At 64.5% G+C, this 18089-nt stretch carries 20 protein-coding genes; 7 read left to right on the top strand and 13 right to left on the bottom strand.

Going from position 1 to position 18089, the window contains the following annotated elements; genetic code table 11:
• The first annotated feature begins 37 nt into the window (after positions 1 to 37).
• The 3 genes from ACQY8B_RS13945 to ACQY8B_RS13935 all read left to right on the top strand — a co-directional run bounded on the left by ACQY8B_RS13945 (position 38) and on the right by ACQY8B_RS13935 (position 2649).
• The gene (locus tag ACQY8B_RS13945; RefSeq protein WP_422087245.1) at positions 38 to 1030 is read left to right on the top strand and encodes a Bug family tripartite tricarboxylate transporter substrate binding protein; all 993 of its coding nucleotides are present in this window, start codon (positions 38 to 40) and stop codon (positions 1028 to 1030) included.
• 65 nt (positions 1031 to 1095) lie between these two features.
• Positions 1096 to 2064: a Bug family tripartite tricarboxylate transporter substrate binding protein gene (locus ACQY8B_RS13940; RefSeq protein WP_422087244.1), complete on the top strand. Its 969-nt coding sequence runs from the start codon at positions 1096 to 1098 to the stop codon at positions 2062 to 2064.
• Positions 2065 to 2295: 231 nt separating this feature from the next.
• Positions 2296 to 2649: an alpha/beta hydrolase gene (locus ACQY8B_RS13935; protein ID WP_081266769.1), complete on the top strand. Its 354-nt coding sequence runs from the start codon at positions 2296 to 2298 to the stop codon at positions 2647 to 2649.
• Between the two features lie 78 nt (positions 2650 to 2727).
• On the opposite strand, the gene ACQY8B_RS13930 is transcribed toward ACQY8B_RS13935, so the two are convergent.
• From ACQY8B_RS13930 to ACQY8B_RS13895, 8 genes are all read right to left on the bottom strand, one after another.
• Complete coding sequence (locus tag ACQY8B_RS13930) at positions 2728 to 3312, bottom strand: DNA-3-methyladenine glycosylase I (protein ID WP_422087243.1); 585 nt, start codon at positions 3310 to 3312, stop codon at positions 2728 to 2730.
• 60 nt (positions 3313 to 3372) lie between these two features.
• Positions 3373 to 3690 carry a chaperone modulator CbpM gene (locus tag ACQY8B_RS13925; protein ID WP_422087242.1) on the bottom strand — a complete coding sequence of 106 codons (318 nt, stop codon included), beginning with the start codon at positions 3688 to 3690 and terminating at the stop codon, positions 3373 to 3375.
• Positions 3691 to 3692: 2 nt separating this feature from the next.
• Positions 3693 to 4655 (bottom strand): DnaJ C-terminal domain-containing protein, encoded by a 963-nt coding sequence (locus ACQY8B_RS13920; protein ID WP_422087241.1) that lies wholly within the window; start codon positions 4653 to 4655, stop codon positions 3693 to 3695.
• A gap of 60 nt (positions 4656 to 4715) precedes the next feature.
• Entirely contained in the window at positions 4716 to 5366 is a 651-nt protein-coding gene (locus ACQY8B_RS13915) for a histidine phosphatase family protein (protein WP_422087240.1), read from the bottom strand.
• Between the two features lie 13 nt (positions 5367 to 5379).
• Entirely contained in the window at positions 5380 to 7782 is a 2403-nt protein-coding gene (locus tag ACQY8B_RS13910; RefSeq protein ID WP_422087239.1) for an acylase, read from the bottom strand.
• Between the two features lie 94 nt (positions 7783 to 7876).
• Complete coding sequence (locus tag ACQY8B_RS13905; protein ID WP_422087238.1) at positions 7877 to 8458, bottom strand: glutathione S-transferase family protein; 582 nt, start codon at positions 8456 to 8458, stop codon at positions 7877 to 7879.
• A gap of 27 nt (positions 8459 to 8485) precedes the next feature.
• Positions 8486 to 9124, bottom strand: coding sequence for a CDP-alcohol phosphatidyltransferase family protein (locus ACQY8B_RS13900; RefSeq protein WP_422087237.1), 639 nt, complete (start codon positions 9122 to 9124; stop codon positions 8486 to 8488).
• 112 nt (positions 9125 to 9236) lie between these two features.
• Positions 9237 to 9977 carry a glutamine amidotransferase gene (locus ACQY8B_RS13895; protein ID WP_422087236.1) on the bottom strand — a complete coding sequence of 247 codons (741 nt, stop codon included), beginning with the start codon at positions 9975 to 9977 and terminating at the stop codon, positions 9237 to 9239.
• 53 nt (positions 9978 to 10030) lie between these two features.
• Between ACQY8B_RS13895 and ACQY8B_RS13890 the strand changes: the two genes are divergently transcribed.
• Genes ACQY8B_RS13890 through ACQY8B_RS13880 form a run of 3 tightly spaced genes read left to right on the top strand, consistent with a single transcriptional unit; the run spans position 10031 to position 11312 of the window.
• Positions 10031 to 10522 carry a hypothetical protein gene (locus ACQY8B_RS13890; protein WP_422087235.1) on the top strand — a complete coding sequence of 164 codons (492 nt, stop codon included), beginning with the start codon at positions 10031 to 10033 and terminating at the stop codon, positions 10520 to 10522.
• Between the two features lie 10 nt (positions 10523 to 10532).
• Complete coding sequence (locus tag ACQY8B_RS13885) at positions 10533 to 11000, top strand: ribonuclease HI family protein (protein ID WP_422087234.1); 468 nt, start codon at positions 10533 to 10535, stop codon at positions 10998 to 11000.
• Positions 11001 to 11048: 48 nt separating this feature from the next.
• Positions 11049 to 11312 (top strand): DUF3297 family protein, encoded by a 264-nt coding sequence (locus ACQY8B_RS13880; RefSeq protein ID WP_422087233.1) that lies wholly within the window; start codon positions 11049 to 11051, stop codon positions 11310 to 11312.
• A gap of 24 nt (positions 11313 to 11336) precedes the next feature.
• Here the strand turns inward: ACQY8B_RS13880 and ACQY8B_RS13875 are convergent, their stop codons facing one another.
• Entirely contained in the window at positions 11337 to 12203 is an 867-nt protein-coding gene (locus ACQY8B_RS13875; protein ID WP_422087232.1) for a DUF2272 domain-containing protein, read from the bottom strand.
• Between the two features lie 494 nt (positions 12204 to 12697).
• On the opposite strand from ACQY8B_RS13875, the gene ACQY8B_RS13870 reads away from it, so the two are divergent.
• Entirely contained in the window at positions 12698 to 13825 is a 1128-nt protein-coding gene (locus ACQY8B_RS13870) for a hypothetical protein (RefSeq protein WP_422087231.1), read from the top strand.
• Between the two features lie 69 nt (positions 13826 to 13894).
• On the opposite strand, the gene ACQY8B_RS13865 is transcribed toward ACQY8B_RS13870, so the two are convergent.
• From ACQY8B_RS13865 to ACQY8B_RS13850, 4 genes are all read right to left on the bottom strand, one after another.
• Positions 13895 to 14767, bottom strand: a complete 873-nt coding sequence (locus ACQY8B_RS13865; RefSeq protein WP_422087230.1) for a hypothetical protein — start codon at positions 14765 to 14767, stop codon at positions 13895 to 13897.
• Positions 14764 to 16494 (bottom strand): caspase family protein, encoded by a 1731-nt coding sequence (locus tag ACQY8B_RS13860; protein ID WP_428745027.1) that lies wholly within the window; start codon positions 16492 to 16494, stop codon positions 14764 to 14766. Before ACQY8B_RS13860 ends, ACQY8B_RS13865 begins: the two co-directional genes overlap by 4 nt.
• Before the next feature lie 295 nt (positions 16495 to 16789).
• Positions 16790 to 17377 (bottom strand): hypothetical protein, encoded by a 588-nt coding sequence (locus tag ACQY8B_RS13855; RefSeq protein WP_422087228.1) that lies wholly within the window; start codon positions 17375 to 17377, stop codon positions 16790 to 16792.
• A gap of 149 nt (positions 17378 to 17526) precedes the next feature.
• Positions 17527 to 17787: a hypothetical protein gene (locus ACQY8B_RS13850; RefSeq protein ID WP_237679913.1), complete on the bottom strand. Its 261-nt coding sequence runs from the start codon at positions 17785 to 17787 to the stop codon at positions 17527 to 17529.
• Between the last annotated feature and the right edge of the window lie 302 nt (positions 17788 to 18089).

The raw sequence follows: 18089 nt of genomic DNA, 5'->3' as shown, positions 1-18089 counted from the left end.
GCGCAGCCGCGCCATCAATTTCGGGAACAACGCCAGCATGAACATCGACCGCCGCAGCTTCTCCGCATTGGCCCCCGCGGTGGTGCTCGCCGGAGCCGGCGGGCTGGTTTCCCGCACCGCTCGGGCGCAGGCTGCGGCGTTTCCGTCCAAGCCCATTCGCATCGTCTGTCCGTTCGCACCGGGCGGCGGCTCGGACTTCATCGCGCGGCTGACGGCCGGCAAGCTCGGCGAGCGCATCGGCCAGTCGGTGCTGGTCGACAACAAGCCCGGCGCGGGCGGCGTGCTGGGGACCGAGATCGGCGTGAAGTCGGCGCCCGACGGCTACACGCTGCTGCTGATAGCGGGCAGCTACACGGTGAATCCGGCGCTCTACAAGCTCAACTTCGATCCCGTCGCCGACATCACCCCCGTGGTGCAACTGTCGCGCGGCGCGTACGTGCTGTGCGTGAACGCGCGCGTGCCTGCGCGCAACCTGCAGGAGCTGCTGGCGCTCGCGCGCAAGGATCCGGGCAAGCTCACATTCGCATCGAGCGGCGCCGGCGGCCACCTGCATGTGGTGACCGAGTACATGTTCGAGATGGCCAAGGCCAAGGCCACGCACGTACCCTACAAGGGCACCGGCCCGGCAGTGAACGATCTGCTGGCCGGCAACGTCGACATGCTCTTCGCGGGCACCGAGGCGCTGATGCAGCACGTGAAGGCGGGCAAGCTGCGCGCGCTGGCGGTGAGCACGGCGAAGCGGCTGCCGGCCTATCCCGACATTCCATCGGTCGCGGAGAGCGGCTTGCCCGACTACGACGTGGTGGCCTGGCACGGGCTGGTGGCGCCCAAGGGGCTGCCGCCGGCGGTGCTCGCCAGGCTCAGCACCGAACTCAACGCGATGCTGCGCGCCAAGGACGTCGAAGAGCGCCTCGAGCCCACCGGCGTGGGCGCGGCCGGCGGCACGCCGGAGGAGTTTGGCGCGCTCATCCGTGCCGAGCTGGTGCGCTACGGCAAGGTGATCCGCGAAGCGGGCATCAAGGCCGAGTAGCCTGGCGTGCCGGGCTTTTTCTTCTTCTTCTTCATACCTCACAACAACACAGGAGAACCTCACTCATGTTTCCCATCCGCATTGCTTCATTGGCCATCGGGCTTGCCGTATCCGTGATCGCGCAGGGCGCCGCCGCCCAGGCGTGGCCCACCAAGCCGATCCGGCTGGTCGTTCCCTTTTCCGCGGGGGGCGCCAATGACCTGATGGCCCGTGCGGCGGCCGAGGGCGCGTCGAAGCAGCTCGGCCAGCCGGTCATCGTCGACAACAAGCCCGGCGCGGGCGCGATCCTGGGGGCCGACGTGGTCGCCAAGAGTGCGCCCGACGGCTACACCTTTCTTGTGAGCGCGGCCGGCGTGGTTTCGAACAGCATGATCAAGAAGAGCATGCCGTACAAGGACGATGCGCTGGTGCCGGTTGCCATGATCGGGCTTGCGCCCTCGGTCATCGTGGTGCCTGCCAATGCGCCCTACAAGGATTTGAAGGAGTTCGTCGCTGCCTCCAGGAAGTCCGGCGGCGGCTTCCACTGGGCCACCGCGGGCACGGGCAGCACGCCGCATTTCGTCGAGGGAATTCTCGAGACGAAGTACGGCAGCAAGCTCGACGTGGTGCCCTACAAGAGCGGCTCGGAGTCGATCACCGCGGTGCTCGGCAGCCAGGTCGAGGCCACCTCGGAAGCCAGCATCGTGGTGCTGCCCTATGTGAAGAGCGGCAAGCTGAAGGCGCTGGCCGGCACGTGGACGCAGCGCATTTCGGCATACCCCGACCTGCCGACGGCGGCGGAAGAGGGCTTCCCCGAGATCCGCATCGCCCACTGGGCCGGCGTGCACGCGCCGCGCGGCACGCCCGACGCGATCCTGGACAAGATGGCCGCCGCCCTCGACGCCGCGATGAAGACGCCGGCCACGGTCGAGCGCCTTAAGGGCATGGGCATCGAGCCCATCGGCGGCACGCGGGCGAGCTTCACCAAGTTCGTCGACGAAGAGCGCGCCCGGCTGGGCGGCGTGGTCAAGGCCACGGGCATGAAGGAAGACTAGGAGCTGGCACGCGATGTGCATGCGGATGTGTGCCGCTTGGCAAAGCAGGAAGAAGGTACGCAAACTCGGCTCGTCTTGAGCGAATGAAAGGGCACTTGCGTTAGCGGAGTCAGAAAGTTCCTCGTCATTGTTTCAATTTCATGAACACTGCGATTCGATTGCATAGGGTTTTCCCTAGGAATCGTGGTGCACACTGGAGGCACTCAAAAGCCCAATGAAGAAGGAATTGAAATGAAGACCTCGAACATCCTCGCCGCCGCCGCTCTGTCCCTGCTCGCCGCCGCTGGCGCCCATGCAGAAACCTACGAAGGCGTGCAGCCCCTGACCTCCGGCTACAGCCGAGCCGACGTGGCGCCCCAAGCCGTGGCAGCCGCCCGTGCCGGCAACGCTTATGGCGACAACGAAGGCGCTGCATCGACCGCAACGCCCGTCCTGGCCGCGTCGGTCGACCGCGCCACCGTCCGCAGCCAGGCTGTTGCCGCTGCACACGCACCGGGCCAGAACCTGCGCCCCGAAACCTTCGCTGGCAGCGTGATCCCCGCTCAGGCCAAGAGCCTGAGCTTCACGCGCCAAGCCGGCCTGTAATCGAATGAAGGCGGCGCAAGCCGCTTCAGTCACAAGCCCAAAAAAGAACCGGACCTGCGAAAGCAGTGTCCGGTTTTTTCATTGGGGCCTGGCTTTGTGCCTTGCGCCGTGACGGTGGCAGTCCTCCGCGTGGTCGTCGACGATGCCGGTGGCCTGCATCCATGCGTAGACGATCACCGGCCCGACGAACTTGAAGCCGCGCTTTTTCAGTGCGGCGGAGATTTCTTCCGACAGCGGTGTCTTCACAGGCACGCTTCCGGTGCGGTTCACGATGGGTTTGCCGCCCGCCATGCCCCAGATGAATTCAGAGAAGTCTTCGCCCGCCGCCTGCATGGCGAGATAGGCACGCGCATTGCCGATGGTGGCCTCGATCTTCGAGCGCGAGCGCACGATGCCGGCGTCCTGCATGAGCCGCTCGACGTCGGCCTCGGTGAATTTGACGATCTTCTCGGGCACGAAGCCCTTGAAGGCTTTGAGGAAGGCATCGCGTTTGCGCAGGATGGTGAGCCACGACAAGCCGGCCTGGAAGCCGTCGAGCATGAGCTTCTCCCAGAGCGCGCGGCTGTCGTGCTCGGGCACGCCCCATTCGGCGTCGTGGTAGGCGGCCAGAAGCGGGTCGGTCTGGGCCCAGGCGCATCGGATCTTGGGGGGCTGTTGGCTCATCTCGGGATTCTCGCTCGGCTCGCCTGGCCGGACGAGCCCGGGAACCGAATAAGGGCCTGCCTAGCCCAGCCTGTGCGCGTGCAGCATCGCCTTCAGCCGCCGCACCTCGTGCTGCAGGTCGAGGATCAGCGCGGCCGCGTCGAGTCCCACGCCAAAGTCGCGCTCCAGGCGGCGCGCCTCTAGCGCGTATTGCAGGTCGGCGCTCGAGAACTGCCAGCGCTCGGGCTGGGTCTCGGGTGTCTCGATGCGAAGGATGCCGACCTCGACCAGTTGCACCACCCAGGCGGTGTCGGCGCCCACGGCATGCGCCAGGTCGCTGGCCGCGAGCGGGTGCGAGGCGCTGATGGCGGTGGCGGTCGTGAGTGTGAAATTCACCATGCTCAGACTCCCAGATGCTGGCGTGGGTTGAACGATGCCGTGGCTTGCGCCAGCTGCTCGTAGGCCTTGCGGGCATCGTCGCTGTCGGCGGGGGGCAGCGCGATTTCGATCAGCAGGTACAGGTCGCCGGGCGTCTTGCCCGCGAGGCCCCGGCCCTTGAGCCGCAGTTTCATGCCGCCGCGCGCATTGCGGGGCACGGTCACCTCGACCACGCCGCCGGTCGGCGTCGGCACTTGCACTTGCGCGCCCAGCGCCGCCTCGGCGGGCGTGACGGGCAGCGTCATGTACAGGTCGCGCTCTTCCACGCGGTAAAGCTTGTGCGGCGCGATGCGCACTTCGAGGTACAGGTCGCCCGGCGGCTCGCCGCCGTGGCCGGGCATGCCTTGGCCCGCGAGGCGGATGAACTGGCCCGGGTGCATGCCCGGCGGGATCTTCACGCTGAGCGTGCGGTTCTCCCAATGGGGGTGGCCCTGTGCATCGACCGTCTGCGCGCGCAGCGTGATCTCGCGCTCGGCACCGTTGAGCGCGTCTTCGAGGGCGATCTCGATGGCCGCGTGGTGGTCTTCGCCGCGCGCCTTGTAGTTCTTGCGCGCGGCGCCGCGCCGCTCGGCCTCGCCGAACAGCGACGAGAAGAACTCGCTGAAGTCGGCGTGGTCCGCGGGCCCCTGGTTGGGGCCGCGGTGGAACTCGAAACCTTCGTCCCAGCCCGGCGGCGGCTGGAAATGGCCGTCGGGGCTGCCGCCGCGCGCGACGCGCTCGGCCAGCGCGTCGTAGGCGGCGCGCTTCTCCTTGTCGCCCAGTACGTCCTTGGCCTCGTTGATGTCGCGCATGCGCTTCTCGGCGTCGGGCTCCTTGCTGACGTCGGGGTGGTACTTGCGGGCGAGCTTGCGGTAGGCCTTGCGCACCTCGTCGTCGGACGCGGTGCGGTCGATGCCCAGAGCGCTGTAGTAGTCCTTGAATTCCATGCTGTGTGGCGGTTCGTTGAGTGGACGGCTTGAGCGGGTTCCGGGCGCTTCGCGGGGTGCCTAGGCCAGGGCCGCCTCGCCGTTTGTATCTGCATGCCGCAGCAGCGGCGTCACGGTCCATGTGGGGCCGCTGCGTTCGAAACGCAATGGCTGCGCATTGCCCAGGAGCTTGAAATCGACCGGCACGCCCAGCAGCGCGGCCAGGGCGTACAGCGTGCCGCCGTGCGCCACCACCAGCACCGGGGCGGGCTGGCGCAGGGCCGCGTCGAGCGCGGCGCGCTTGCGCACGACGAACTGCGTGAGCGTCTCGCCGCCCTCGGGCTCGCAAGCCCAGTCGATGTTGGCCGACGAAGTGCCGATCAGCGCGCCGAAATTGCGCTCGCGCAGCGCCTCTTGCGCCGAGGGCGTCAGGCGCAGCGCGGCGGCCACCGTGTTCGCGGTGTCGAAGGCGCGCCGTGCATCGCTGCAGACGACGGTGCGGATCGGCTCGCCCACCAGCAGCCCGGCGGCCCGTGCCGCCTGCTGCAGGCCGAGCTCGCTCAGCGGCTCGTCGGGCGCCTGGAAGATGCGCTGCGCGTTGCGCCCGGTCTGGCCGTGGCGCAGGAAGTAGAAGTGGTCGCAGGCCGGCGCGAGCGGCTGCGCCGCCGCGATGCGGATCAGCTCGTCGAGCCCGCTTGCGGCGGTGTGGGAAGGGGAAGTCTGTTGCGGCATGGACGGGATGATGTCAGTACGCGAGCTGCAGCGGCGTGCCCTCGCGCTGTGCCCGCACGTCGGCGGGGTGGAACGGCAGCGGGTGCCACTGCTTGGCCGCGAACAGCGGCAGCTGGTCGTAGGCGCGCGGCGAGGCCGGGTCGCTGCTCTGGCCGTAGGTCAGCAGGCCTTGCGCCACAGGGCCGTTGGCGTCGAAGGTCACGACCTGCATGTAGCTGCTGCCGTAGTTGACGTTGTAGCCCTTCGGGTCGATCAGCGACTGGCCCTGCGACTCCAGCTTGTTGAGCACGCCCTCGAATTCGTCGCCGCCGTGCAGCGCGATCTTCTGGCCGCGCACCAGGCGCGACTGCGGCACGCCCAGCGGCACGTCGGCCGCGAAGCCGGCGGTGCGCAGGATGCCGACCGCCTCGCCCAGCGCCTTGAACACGGCGTCGCGCGTGGCGGGCGTGGCCATGTCGAGGCCGGCCGGCGTTGCCACGGGTTGCGCGGGGTCGAAGGGCACGCGCCAGACCTTCGGCACGTCCTTGGTCTTGCGCCAGAACTCGCGGAACAGCGCCGCGCCCCTGGAGTCGGCATTGCTGGTGCGGTCCCAGGCCGACAGCACGCGGCAGCCCAGTGCCTGGTCGGCATTCAGCGCGCTGGCGCCGGCCTGGCAGGCGGCCTGCAGGTCGTCCATCACCAGCATGCCGGCGAGGTTCTTGTCGCGGAAGATCACGCTGCGCAGTTCGGCCGCGCCCATGCGGTTGCCGGGCAGGCCGTCGTTGCCCGCCAGGCGGCCCCGGATTTCCATGATGGCGCTGCGCGTGCGCAGCCGCTGCGGCACGCCCATGGGGCCGACCAGCGGAGAGACGCCCGCCATCGGCGCGGTCTCGGGGTTGCTGAGCCAGAAGCTGTCGTTGCTGTTCTGCACGTAGTCCGGCGTGATGACCACCGGCATGCGGGCCGGCGCGATGACGCCGGGCGCGGCGGCCGCGCTGTCGCGGCTCCAGGCGCAGGCGCTGCGCGAACCGTCGAGCACCGGCAGCCCGGCCGCATTGAGCAGCGCGGCGGCGGCAGGCGAGGGCGCGCAGGCCTTGAGCATGTCGGCCGAAACATCGGGCACCACCGACAGGTCTGCGTACATGGCGTTGCCGTCGCGGTCGGCCGCGATGGTGTTGATCCAGGGCATGCCCTGGTTGCCCATGGCGGCGCGCAGCTCGGCCACGTTGCGGGCCTGGGCCATCTTCATCCAGCTCTCGGCCGAGCGCACGTTGAGCGTGTTGGCGTCGCGGATGGCGTAGGCCTTCTGCGCGGTCCAGCCCAGGCCGGCGCGCGGCAGCGAGATCACCGGGCCCCAGTCGGTCGAGTAGAAGGTGTGCTGCGCCGGCGCGGCACCACCGCCCGTTGCCGCGGCCGGCAGCACCACGGTGCGCGCCACCATCTTTTTCGGCTGGCCGTCGACCAGGTATACGGTCGGGTCGTTGGGGTCGAGCTTCAACTCGTACAGCGTGAAGCGCTTGCCGGTCGACACGGTATGCGTCCAGGCCACGTCCTTGTTGAAGCCGATGGCCACCACCGGGCTCAGGCCGCCGGTGGCGCCCATCACGTCGACCTTGCCGGGAATGGTGAGGTGCATTTCCCAGAAGCGGTTGGTGCCGGTCCACGGGAAGTGCGGGTTGCCCAGCAGCAGGCCGCGGCCATCGGGCGTGGCGTTGCGGCCGAAGGCCCAGCCGTTGGAGCCGAGTTCGCCGCCCTCGGGGTTGGCGTTGAAGCTGTGGCGGCCGATTTCGGCGACGGCTTCCTTCGGGTCGAGCGGGGCGGCGCCCGTCTTGGTGCCGGGGCTGGGCGGTACTGCAGCCAGCACCGCGCCGGCCAGCGCGCCCAGGCCGCCCTGGATCATCGACATCTCGGTGGCGCGCGACAGGTCGGCCGCCGTCATCGGCCGCACCCAGGGCTTGCCGCGGCAGGGTTCGGGCAGCCCGTTGACGCCGGCGTCCTGCAGGTAGCGGTTGTAGCCGGCCACGTAGCCGCGCAACGCGGCCTGCACGTCGGGGCTGGTGGTGGCGCCTGCGCGCGCCAGGGCCGCGTCATCCATGTGATAGCGGATGAACAGGTCGATTTGCGCATTCGGCGCGCGGCCCAGGCCCAGGTCGCCGGTGTTCTGCGCGCCCAGGAACTGCGAGCGCTCGCCGCGCAGCGTGAGCAGGTGCTCGGCGGTCTGGCAGACGTTGTCTTGTGCATGCGCATAGGCGCTGCCGTACGCCAGCCCTTCGTAGTCCGGCGCCGTGATGTGCGCGATGCCGAAGGTGGTGCGCTCGATGGTCACGCTGCGCCCGCCCGGCGGCGGTGTGCTCGCGCAGGCGGCGAGCAGGGCGGCCAGGCCCATGGAAAGGGCAGTTAGAGCAAAGCGGGAGGGCGTGGCGTTCTTCGATGTCATGCGGGCGTCTCTCTTCTTGGAATGGAACAAGCAAGCCGATTAAAGGACGAGCCTTTGCCGCGCGATGTCACCAGCGCGGCACGCCGCGCCGTGTTCAGCCGAACTTCATGCCCTTGGGGCGGGCCTGCAGCCGGTTGATGTAGGCGTCGATCTTCGGGCGGTTCGAGCGGCCGCCGAACGCACGGTGCCAGATGAACATAGAGCCGATCATCACGTCGGCCGCCGTGAACTGCGAGCCGAACAGGTAGGGTCCGTCGCCGAGTTCGCGTTCGACCGCGTCCTTGGCGCCTTCGAAATCGGTCCAGCCGCGTGCGCTGTTGTTGCTGCGGATCTTCAGCAGGCTGTCGCCCATCGCGGGCTCGAGCTGGGAGGTCGAATAGACCATCAGCGACAGGTAGCGTCCGCGATCGGGCGAGCCGACGGCAGGTGCCAGCCGCTTTCCGGGAAACTTCTCGGCCAGGTACATGCAGATGGCCGCGTTCTCGAACACGCGCGTACGGCCGTCCACCAGCGCCGGCAACTTGCCTGCCGGATTGATCTTCAGGAACTCGGGCGTCTTGTGCGCCTTCTCGCGCAGGAGCGTGGTCACGATCTCATAGGGGGCGCCGGTCTCGTCGAGCATCCATTTGGCAACCCGCGAGCGGCTTTGCGGGTCGAAGTAGAGCTTCATGGTCATCGACGTGTCTCCTGTGTCTGGGGGAACTCAGAACTTCGGAATGCGCAGGGTCTTGCTGATCATCAGCGTGCCCGAGAGCGCGAACATCAGCACCAGCGGATGCAGCTGCCACGGGCCGATGGTCCAGGCGCCGCCCCACACCGATGCACCAATGCTGCCCTGCCACGCGGCATAGGCCAGCACGGCCACCAGCACCACGCTGGTCGGGATGGGCGTGCCCTCGAAATACTTCACCTTGTCGGCCCCGGCTGACAGCGCCTCGGCCGTCACGTTGTAGCGCGCGAGCCGGCTCACGCCGCAGCCCACGAAATAGATGAGCAGCACGCAGTCCCAGCCGCCGTTGAGCCCGGCCGCAAAGCCCAGCGCGGCCGGCGCCACGCCGAAGGAAATGATGTCGGCCAGCGAGTCGAGTTCGCGGCCGAGGGCCGATTGCGTCTGCCGCCAGCGCGCGATGCGCCCGTCGAACACGTCGAAGATGAAGGCCGCGGGCGCCAGCGCCGCCGCCCACAGGAACTGCGGGAGCGACTGGCTGGCCATGAAAGCCATTGCCAGGAACACCCCGCCCACCCCGCATGCCGCATTGCCGAGCGTGAAGACGTCGGCCAGGTGGAATTCCCGGATCATCGAAAAATGCTTGCGGGCCGGCACGGGCGAGGGAGTGGTCATGAAAGAAGTGTGGAGCGAAAGGCGGATGGCCCGCACCTTAACCCAAGCGCCGGATGCTCCTTGTAGTCGCGGTCCGACGGCTTGCGGGGGCCGCGATGGACCTCGATGCGGCTCAGACGCCCTGGCGTGCCTCGGCAATCCGCGCAAAGCGCCCGAGCAGGCTGGCAGCCGCGCCGGTCTCGCTCACGCTATCGCGCAGTGCTGCGGGGTCGGCGCCCATGGCGGTCAGCTCGCCGCGCAGGTTGTCGATGTAGCCGCGCATCGCCTCGGCGTCGAATTCCGGATGGAACTGCACGCCCCAGGCATGCTTGCCGGCGCGAAAGGCATGCACCGGCTCATGCGCGCTGGCGGCCAGCGGCACCGCGCCTTCGGGCAGACGCAGCGCGCTCTGCCAGTGCACCGCGTTGGCCGGAAACTGCGCGGGCAGGCCGCCCAGCAGCGGGTCGGTGGCGGCGGCCTCGGTGAGCGACACCGTCACGGTGCCGACCTCCGCGCCGCCCGGGTGGTTGCCGGCCTCGCCACCGAGCGCATGCGCCAGCAACTGGTGGCCGTAGCAGATGCCGAGCACCGGCGTGTCGAGCGCCACGGCCTGCGCCAGCCATTCGGCCGTGGTTTCGCTCCACGGTTCGCGGTGCGACACCATCGCATGCGAGCCGGTGACGACCACGCCGGCCACCTGGCCGGGGTCGGGCAGGGTGTCGCCTCGGCGTGGGTCGATCACCAGGATGGGAAGCGTCTGCGTGCCGAGTCCGTCGGCAACCCAGTGTTCGAAATCGCCACGGCGGGCGCGCAGCGCGTCGAAGGTGCCTCCGACCTTGACGATGACGAGGGGGAGCGGGGGGCTGTTGTCCATGACGCGATCATGCCGCAGGTGCGCTGCGGCCCTGCTGCGGCTACAGTGGCGTGATGCGCGCATTGGCATTCCTTATTCCGGCGATCTTTGCCGTGGCCGCGGCGGTGTCCCCCGGCGGCGCCCGCGCCGAAGTGACCCGCTGCACCGATGCCAGCGGCGCCATCTCTTACACCAACGTCGAATGCCCGGCGGGCAGCAAGCAGGCGCGGCAGGTGCCGATCCTCGAATCGCCGCCGCCCGACCCGGCGCGCCGCGACTATTCAGCGGCGCCACAGCGCTCCGCGCCGCCAGCCCCGCCGCCCAGCCGGGTGGCGAGCAACCCGCCCTCGGGTCCGGCCATCATCCCGCGCTACCCCGCCGAGCCGCAGCCAGCGGCGGAACCACCGGGCGTCGTCGTCCTGAGCCCCGATCCGTACTACGACCCCTACTACGACGGCGCGCGCCCCATCCGCAGGCCACGGCCGCCGCATGCGGTCGACCCCGGCCCGCCGCCCGGCCAGCGGCCTTGCCAGAACCTGGCTGGCATCAAGCGCTACAACTGCTGAAGACGATCGAATGAGCGGCGACGGTTCCGTGGCCCCGGGACTCCCGTGGGTGATTCACTGCGACGGCAGCGCCATGCCCAACCCGGGACGCATGGGCATAGGCGCCGTCATCACCGCGCCCGATGGCAGCCGCCACACGCTGTCGCAGGCCACCCACGCCATCGGCTGCAACAACGAGGCTGAGCTGCTGGCGCTGACCGCCGCGCTTCACGCACTGCGCGACAAGGGCGCCACCGCCGTGCTGGCCTACAGCGACAACAGCACGCTGGTCGACCAACTCGCCATGCCCGACGCCAAACCCATCGAACGCATGGCCTCGCTGTTCGACGATGCCCGCGCGCTGCTCGGCAGCTTCGCGCAGGCGCGCGTGCAATGGATTCCGCGCCACCGCAACGGCGAAGCCGACGCGCTGGCCCGCGCCGCGCTCGGCTTCGGGCCCAAGCCGCCGCCCAGGCATGGGAAGAAGAAGCGCCGTTAGAGCACCGTCAGGGGAGGGGGCCAGCCGGAGCCCCTATCATCACGCGCCATGACCGAAGCCACTCCCACTCCTTCTTCTTCCCTCCCGCCTCTTCCCGACCACCTGTCTTCCGATCCGCGCAGCCCCCACCACCTGGCGGCCGCCTTCGAAGGCGACATCGGCATCCGCTTCAACGGGAAGGAGCGCCTCGACGTCGAGGAATATTGCATCAGCGAAGGCTGGATCAAGGTTCCCGCCGGCAAGACCCTCGACCGCAAGGGCAAGCCCCTGCTGCTCAAGCTCAAGGGCAAGGTCGAGGCGTTCTACAAGTAAGCGTCAGACAACTGGCGCGTTCTTTCAGCGCCACTGCAGCAGCAGCGACCACGGCTGCCTGCTCATGTGGCGGTCGATGCACCCCGCCGCGCCGGGCGTGCATCCCTCGGGCAGATAGCTCGGGTCCAGCCGGCGCGTGCCCGGCGCAAAGTCCAGCCGGCGCCGCGTGACCGACTGCAGCACATTGCCACCCACCGCGTCGAAGCCCGTCGCATCGACGGCCACCACCACGTCGCAATGCATCGGCAGCGCATCGCCGCCGGTGGGCCGTGTCGCCAGGACCTCGCCGATCTTGTCGAAGGTGTCGAGGTCCGCACCCGCACCGCGTGCCTGGCAAACCAGATCGCCGACGCGCGGCGGCGTGCGCGTCAGGTCGCAGGCGCGCAGGGCATAGCGCGTCGGGCGCCCGGCCTGCTCCTCGATGCCTGCCTGCCACGCGGCACCCGCGTAGTCCACGTGCGCTTCGGAAAAGACGAACTCGTCGTCCGCCAGCCCCGCCTGCCGCGCGAGCCAGCTGATGAAGGCCGCCGACCACGGCGTGTCGATCACCGCGACCCGCTTCAATGCGACATCGACCGCGCGCAGCTCCGGTGAGTCCAGCCCCTCGTCGGGCCCCACGCCCATGCCCTGCAGCCGCGCGGCCGAGGCCTCGTTCAGCGACTGCATCAACGACTGCCGGTAGGCCGGCCGCAGCCCGCCATAGCGCACCCGCGAAGGCAACAGCGGATCGACCGCCTGCCAGTAGCCGACCACCCGCTCCCAGGGCGCAAGGCCCGGAACCGTGCGGCGCGTGTCTTCGGCTTCGGAGTCGCCATCCATCGTCATGCGGCCCTCGGCATCCGTCGTCTGGCCGCCGAAGGCTTCGTGCTCCTGCGTGGCGAAGGTGGCCATGGCGAGGGCCCGGGCGGGGGAGGGGGATTGGAGGGCGGTGTCGAGGCAGCCTGGGGCGGCGAGTGCGGTGGCGGAGGCGCCGGAGAGGCAGAAGGCGGCCAGGGCTGACGTGGCCCAGCGTGGGAGAGAAGAGGGGGATGCGTTCCGTCGCTGCATGTGTGGCCGGGGAGCATAGCCCGGTGCGTCGCGCAGGGGTGTAGGCAGAACGTCGACACCGGCGCCGGCCTTTCCTTCTGCGGCAATCACCGGCCGGCACTCTGCATGGTGAGGCCGGCGTGTGTTGGCGGATCTTGCGGCGCAGACTTGATGGTGCGGACGGCGGCGGAGGTGGCGGGCTTTGGTGCCTAAGGGCAGCTTTGCCAGCGGTTACAGCCTCTCGTGGTAGGAGGCTGAGCTCACGCTGAATGGCATCAAGCGGTCGCTGGGGACAGCGGCGCATACTGCCGTCAGCTAGCTTGAACCTGACTGAACTGTTTCCCTAGCGATAACTACAAATGACCTTGATTACAGGCTATCGTTTAAAAAATGGAGCGTTCCTCCAAGCAGACATTCTGCTCACCGCACGTAAGACCACCAGGATGCGCGCTTTACCGATTCCGTCGTTTAGCACCGATGGTGACAGCACGTCGCTGAGCGCTCACACCGTAGCAGGGCTCTGCCAAAAGATCTTGGTAGTCAACAAACACTTCGCAGTGGCTTTTGCAGGGAGGGTTGCCGCAATCCAGGAGGCTGCACGGTTGATTGATTCGCTCCTCGCTCAATGCCCCGACTTGACCGGCAAGCGCTTCGCGGACGCTCTCCTGTCAGACGAGCGATTAAAAGACGCTCAGTTGAGCACTATCGCACTCAGTGTCGATGGCGATGAAGTTCTGATCACGAACCACCGCACGGCGCTAGGAATTTCCAACGAGCACTTCGAACTGCACGTAGGTGGTTCGGGGGCGCAATACGCCATTCAGCACTTTAAGAAGTACCCTCCTCATGCATTCGATGTTCCTTGGGAGGACATAGCTGCACAAGGCACCTGCATGGCTCTCGATCAGTTCGCAGTTCACGTGATTCACGAGTTCGAAAACAAATTTGATTCCGAGACCATTAATGACCTGTTCGGAGGGGGTTACGAGATAGTGGCATACCACGGTGGCCAGTTCCACAAGATCTCCGACGTGGTTTACGTCTATGCAGAGGCAGAGGTCGACGCTGATGGCATTCTTCAGGTCGAACTACCAAAATTCCTGCTCAAGTCCACCTATCGTGGTGATGACCTAAAAATCAGGAGTATGGAAATTCACTGCGACGGCGAAGATAATAATCACACAACCAAAAATGACCGGACGTTCACCATTGCCCCCATCACACGCTACCTTGAAACCTGCGTTGAAGAAGGCTGCGAGGATGTCAAACTTTCAGGGGAATTTCTTTGCTTTGTGATCAAAGTGAAGCATCCGACTGGCAGCTTCACGATTCCTTTCATCAGAAAGTACGATGGTCCTTTGGGCTTTGCGGTAAAAGCCTTCATTGTCATTGCAAGTAGGAGTCGTGTGTATTTCTACTACTCGGATATCTTCAGGAGCGAGCTACAAGCTCACGTGCTGAAATACATGCGACTGCGCCACCCCTAAAAAAGTAGACAGGCCCTGCTTATCTATGGGCTGCCCATAAGGACCACTCTCGAGTTGCGACACGGGCTGCTATAGAACGCGTTTGAGCGCGTCGATGACGCCCTTGTGAGGGAGATAGCCAACAATGCCATGGGCGTTGAAGGTCTTGTTATCCACGGTGCCATCGTTATTGATGTTGATTGCGAAATTATCCTCGTTCAATGGCTTTCCAAGCGCAACAAAGTCGGATGGGTCATAGAAGTTTATCCACTGCTTCACAAAGGCCGGCTTTCGCCGCGGCACTCCAAGTTTCGCCTTGAACGCGTCTAGGCCGAGCGGAGACCCCATGGTTATAAGAAGTGGAATATGAACTTCAGTGCCCGTCGCTTCCATCTCGCGCAGCAACTTGAAAGCAATAACGGTTCCGAGCGAGTGAGTAATCAGCACCTGAGGACTTCTTTGCAATAATGGCCGCACGATGCCATCGACAGCCTTTGCTGCCCCGGGTGAAGAAAGGTAGGTATGTCCCTGCCTAATGACCCGAAGAAGGAGTGAACCTTTGGCTGGAGAAATCTTCTCGATCACGCGCAGTAAGCCAACGAGACGCCTTGCGATCAAGTTGTCCATCGGTACTGCAGAATTTCCCGCTGCCTCTATCGCGGCCTCAATCTCAGCCTCCTCGATACCATGGTCGCTGGCGAACTCATTCATTACGGCACTAAGGAATTTCAATTCATCAGCATCACCGACATCAACCGTCGTGGACTCAGCGCCCATACCGACTGCATTCTTTGCTTTGCCATTTGTCCAGTCGGCAAGTGTCGTGCCGTAATATGCCATCTCGACCAATGCCCCATCGAGCAAGCCTAGCTGATTGGAGTGGAGAGAATCTGTCCATTTCTGGAGGAGTTCATCCTTGGTCGAAGCCTCTTGACCAATTCCATGAATCATCAGAACGTTCATTCTCTTGCCTCCAAGTGAAATCTATCTATCAGTATTCTCGCCCCTTGTTCCCTGAATGAAGAGAATTGCGATGGCAACAGAAATTTGGCGACATCACGCAATCCTTTCGCGGCCGCTTTTTCTTGCGGCGCTGGATCCTCCATGAATTGCCATCCCTGGCGGAGCCAGGGCCATAGGCCCGCAACCTGCCCCATCCCTCCATCCGTCGCTCTCGTAACCCATTCCGGCAACCTACCATTTGCCAGCGACTGCTGCCTTGCTGGGATCGGCGGCACGTCAGCCACAATAGCCCCCCGTCCCATATCTTTGGTTGAGAGCAGCCCCATAAAGGCCACGTCGAACGGCATGGGTTGAGCGTAGATGCAATAGAAGAACGCCATGCGCCGTATGCTATCGATGTCCCCCGTGTAGTCGTACAAGTAGCTCGCGATGGCGCCCAAGGTAGGATTGATGTGTTTTGCTTCTCGCAGTTTTGCCGTGATGTCGTCCACTTGGTCAGCAGAGAGATTACCCGCCTGAAGATCCTTGATCACGTTGATAGACGTGTTCAGACCATCTGTGAATTCGGACCATCTAGAAACACAGGTCCAATTTATCTCACCATTTTCATCTCGACTTATCAGCGTGATGAGGTCCTCATATACTACGGCCGATGCGAATACGCCATCGTCAAATTCGACGAGGATTTGGATGGCGCTATCTGTAATGCCTCGTACTCGGTAGGCTGCTTCATCAGCATTGGTTAAGATTTTTTCAACTGGGAATGTGCTCCATATCTTCTTCGGCACTGCGCCGCGGATAGCCAAGTTTAAGCTACGCGGAGCGAGATAGGAATGCAGCGACAGGCTATCTCGGAAGTGCTGCTTAAAGGCTCGGAATTTGATATCGAGGGGGCTCGCCTGCAGATCTTCGCCGTTGTTGTCAGGTGCGTGAACCAGAGGGGAAGGCGGCGCAGGCCATTGAGGAATAGGGATGTCGGCTGGATTCTCACCGCGCCTGAAATAAATCGCATGCTCCCTAGGGATGCCGGTAGCGTAATCGGGAGAACATTTCAGATCGTATGTCTCACCAATTTCCTTTAATCTATCCCTCGAGAACAATGCAAGCGACTCGGGAATCACGCAATCCGGATTATGCTTGTCAAATGCCTCGTCTTTGAGACCGCACAGCCCTTCGATCAAAACAGTGGAAAAAACGCACCTGGGCGGGGCAACGCCATCTCCTTTAAGCATGTACGCTTGCTGACCATCCCCAACCGCGTTGATGCGATCAATGATGGGGGCCACTGCATCGTACGGCCCCCTCGGGAGTACAGGGTCACCGAAAATATCCGCAGTGTCGATGTCCGTAGGTAACGATCGGCAGGCATCACCGAAGATCGACAGGCTCTTTATTCCATGCCTGTAAAGCTGCCTTTTCAGTCCCTCCACAGATATGGCGCGCATTTCCTTGTGCCAATCGCTAGGGAGCCAGGTGTTTTGCTCTGCTCCAGATCGAAATCCATGCCCGGCGAAGTGCAGAATAAAAAGCTCCACTTGGTCATTAGCCGGAAGCATTCCGAGCAGCGTTTCACGAATACGCCCGATCGTTACCGGATTTTTATTTTCATCAGTAATCACTTCCGTGATAAATCCGGAATTTCGTGCCCAATCGCCCATTTCGCGAGCGACTGTAATTGCTCCCGGCAAATGCGAAAGCGGTGGTGCCTTGGAAACCCCGATAGTCAAGAATAACTTCATAACTCCCCCTAAATTGCTGTGCGATTGGATAGAGCGCTATCTTTAGTCTTGTATATGCCCCAGCGCTGCCGCGGAAAACCTACGGATGATAGCGATGGTGCAACGTAGAGTTACTGAAGCAGATCGCGATCCGCGCAAGACTCCCGATTGAATGTCCGGGCACTGCCACTAGCGGACACCCGACCTGCCAACAGCGAATGACTCAAATCAGTCTAAAGCTGACTTTGCACTGCATCTTCTTTTGATGCGAACAAACCGCAGTTTTTGATGTTAAGAAAGACTCCTATCCATACCTGCGGACCAGCACTTGCAATCGTTCCCTCGCTGGCGCTTTCAACTGTTCAGACTTCGCGATTGCATCGGCTTTCGCAATCAAGCTGCTCTTGCTCGTAGCCTGATTCGCCTTCTCGATTTGGCCCGCATTCGCCAGTTTCGCCGGCAGCAAACTCAGCATCGCGAGTTGCACTCCAATCGTCTCGACGTATTCGTCCTGATACCACTTCCCCTGGCTCTTCTCATAAGCCTGTTCATACCGCTGCAGCATCGTTGGCAGCGTTCTCAGAATTTCGCTCGTGATCCGTTCATTGCCTGGCCCGCCGTTGGCGAGCGCGTAGAACACCATTGCGGCGTTGTCGGCGTTCAGCGAGGTGTCTACGCTGCGGCCGCCTTCGTCGCGCAGCCATAGGGGCTCGTCGGGGTAGGCGATCTGGCGTTGTTCCGCGGCGCGCAATGCGTACACGTATTGCGTCAGCAGGCTGGAGCTTTGCATTGCGGGATAGGGCAGGGTCGTTCTGACGACATTGCCGCATGCAGCGGTAAACGCGAGCGCGCTGAGTGCGAGAGCGAGGCGGGGTCGAATGAACAATTGCATTCGACAAGTGTAAATTTCAGTTACCTGAATAACATCCCATATTCAGGCCAGGTGCTCGGTGAAAACACTTAACCATTTCCAGTGATTGGGGTGCCCGTCGCGCAATGGCGCCGGGCCTTCTGCGGGCATTGCCGCGTCAGCGCAAGTCCTCAGCGCCCCGCGTGCCGCGCAGCCTCGCTGCGCTGATGCAACTCCTCGGTCTCCACCGCCAGGTCAGCCACGAGCCACAGCACGTTGTCCAGGTGTTGTGGCCCTGCGCCGTCGAGCCAGTCGATGCCGCCGCCGTAGCAGACCCATGTGAGCGATCTCAGTTGCGCCAGCTTGTTTTCCAGAAGATCTCTGGGTTCTTGCGCATTGACGTTGGGGGAAGGTGCCGGCGCGGGGCGTCGGGCTATATTCGGTCCAGCCATTTGGTGTGCTCCTTTTCGAGAGTTGGCACGTCAATTGGTCAGACGGCTGAGGTGTTACCGCACCTTGGCCGTCGCCTTTTGGATACCTCGCGTTTGCATCGCCGCGTGCTGCGCGCCGACAACCCGCCGCGAGGCGAAGCGGTTGGTTCGTCACTTGTTGATCTATGCGGTGGGTAGATGATGCCTTCCATGTCCCCTTGGCGGGGTGTCGATTGACAGGGGCATTCACTGTAGAGAAGAGCGGGGCGGCGTGGCCTCCGGGCGCGGCACGAAGTCTCGATTCGCGCCAAAAAATGCAGCTT

Source organism: Variovorax sp., assembly GCF_965279555.1.
Lineage (GTDB): Bacteria > Pseudomonadota > Gammaproteobacteria > Burkholderiales > Burkholderiaceae_C > Variovorax.
This window is presented reverse-complemented; position numbering and strand designations above follow the sequence as displayed.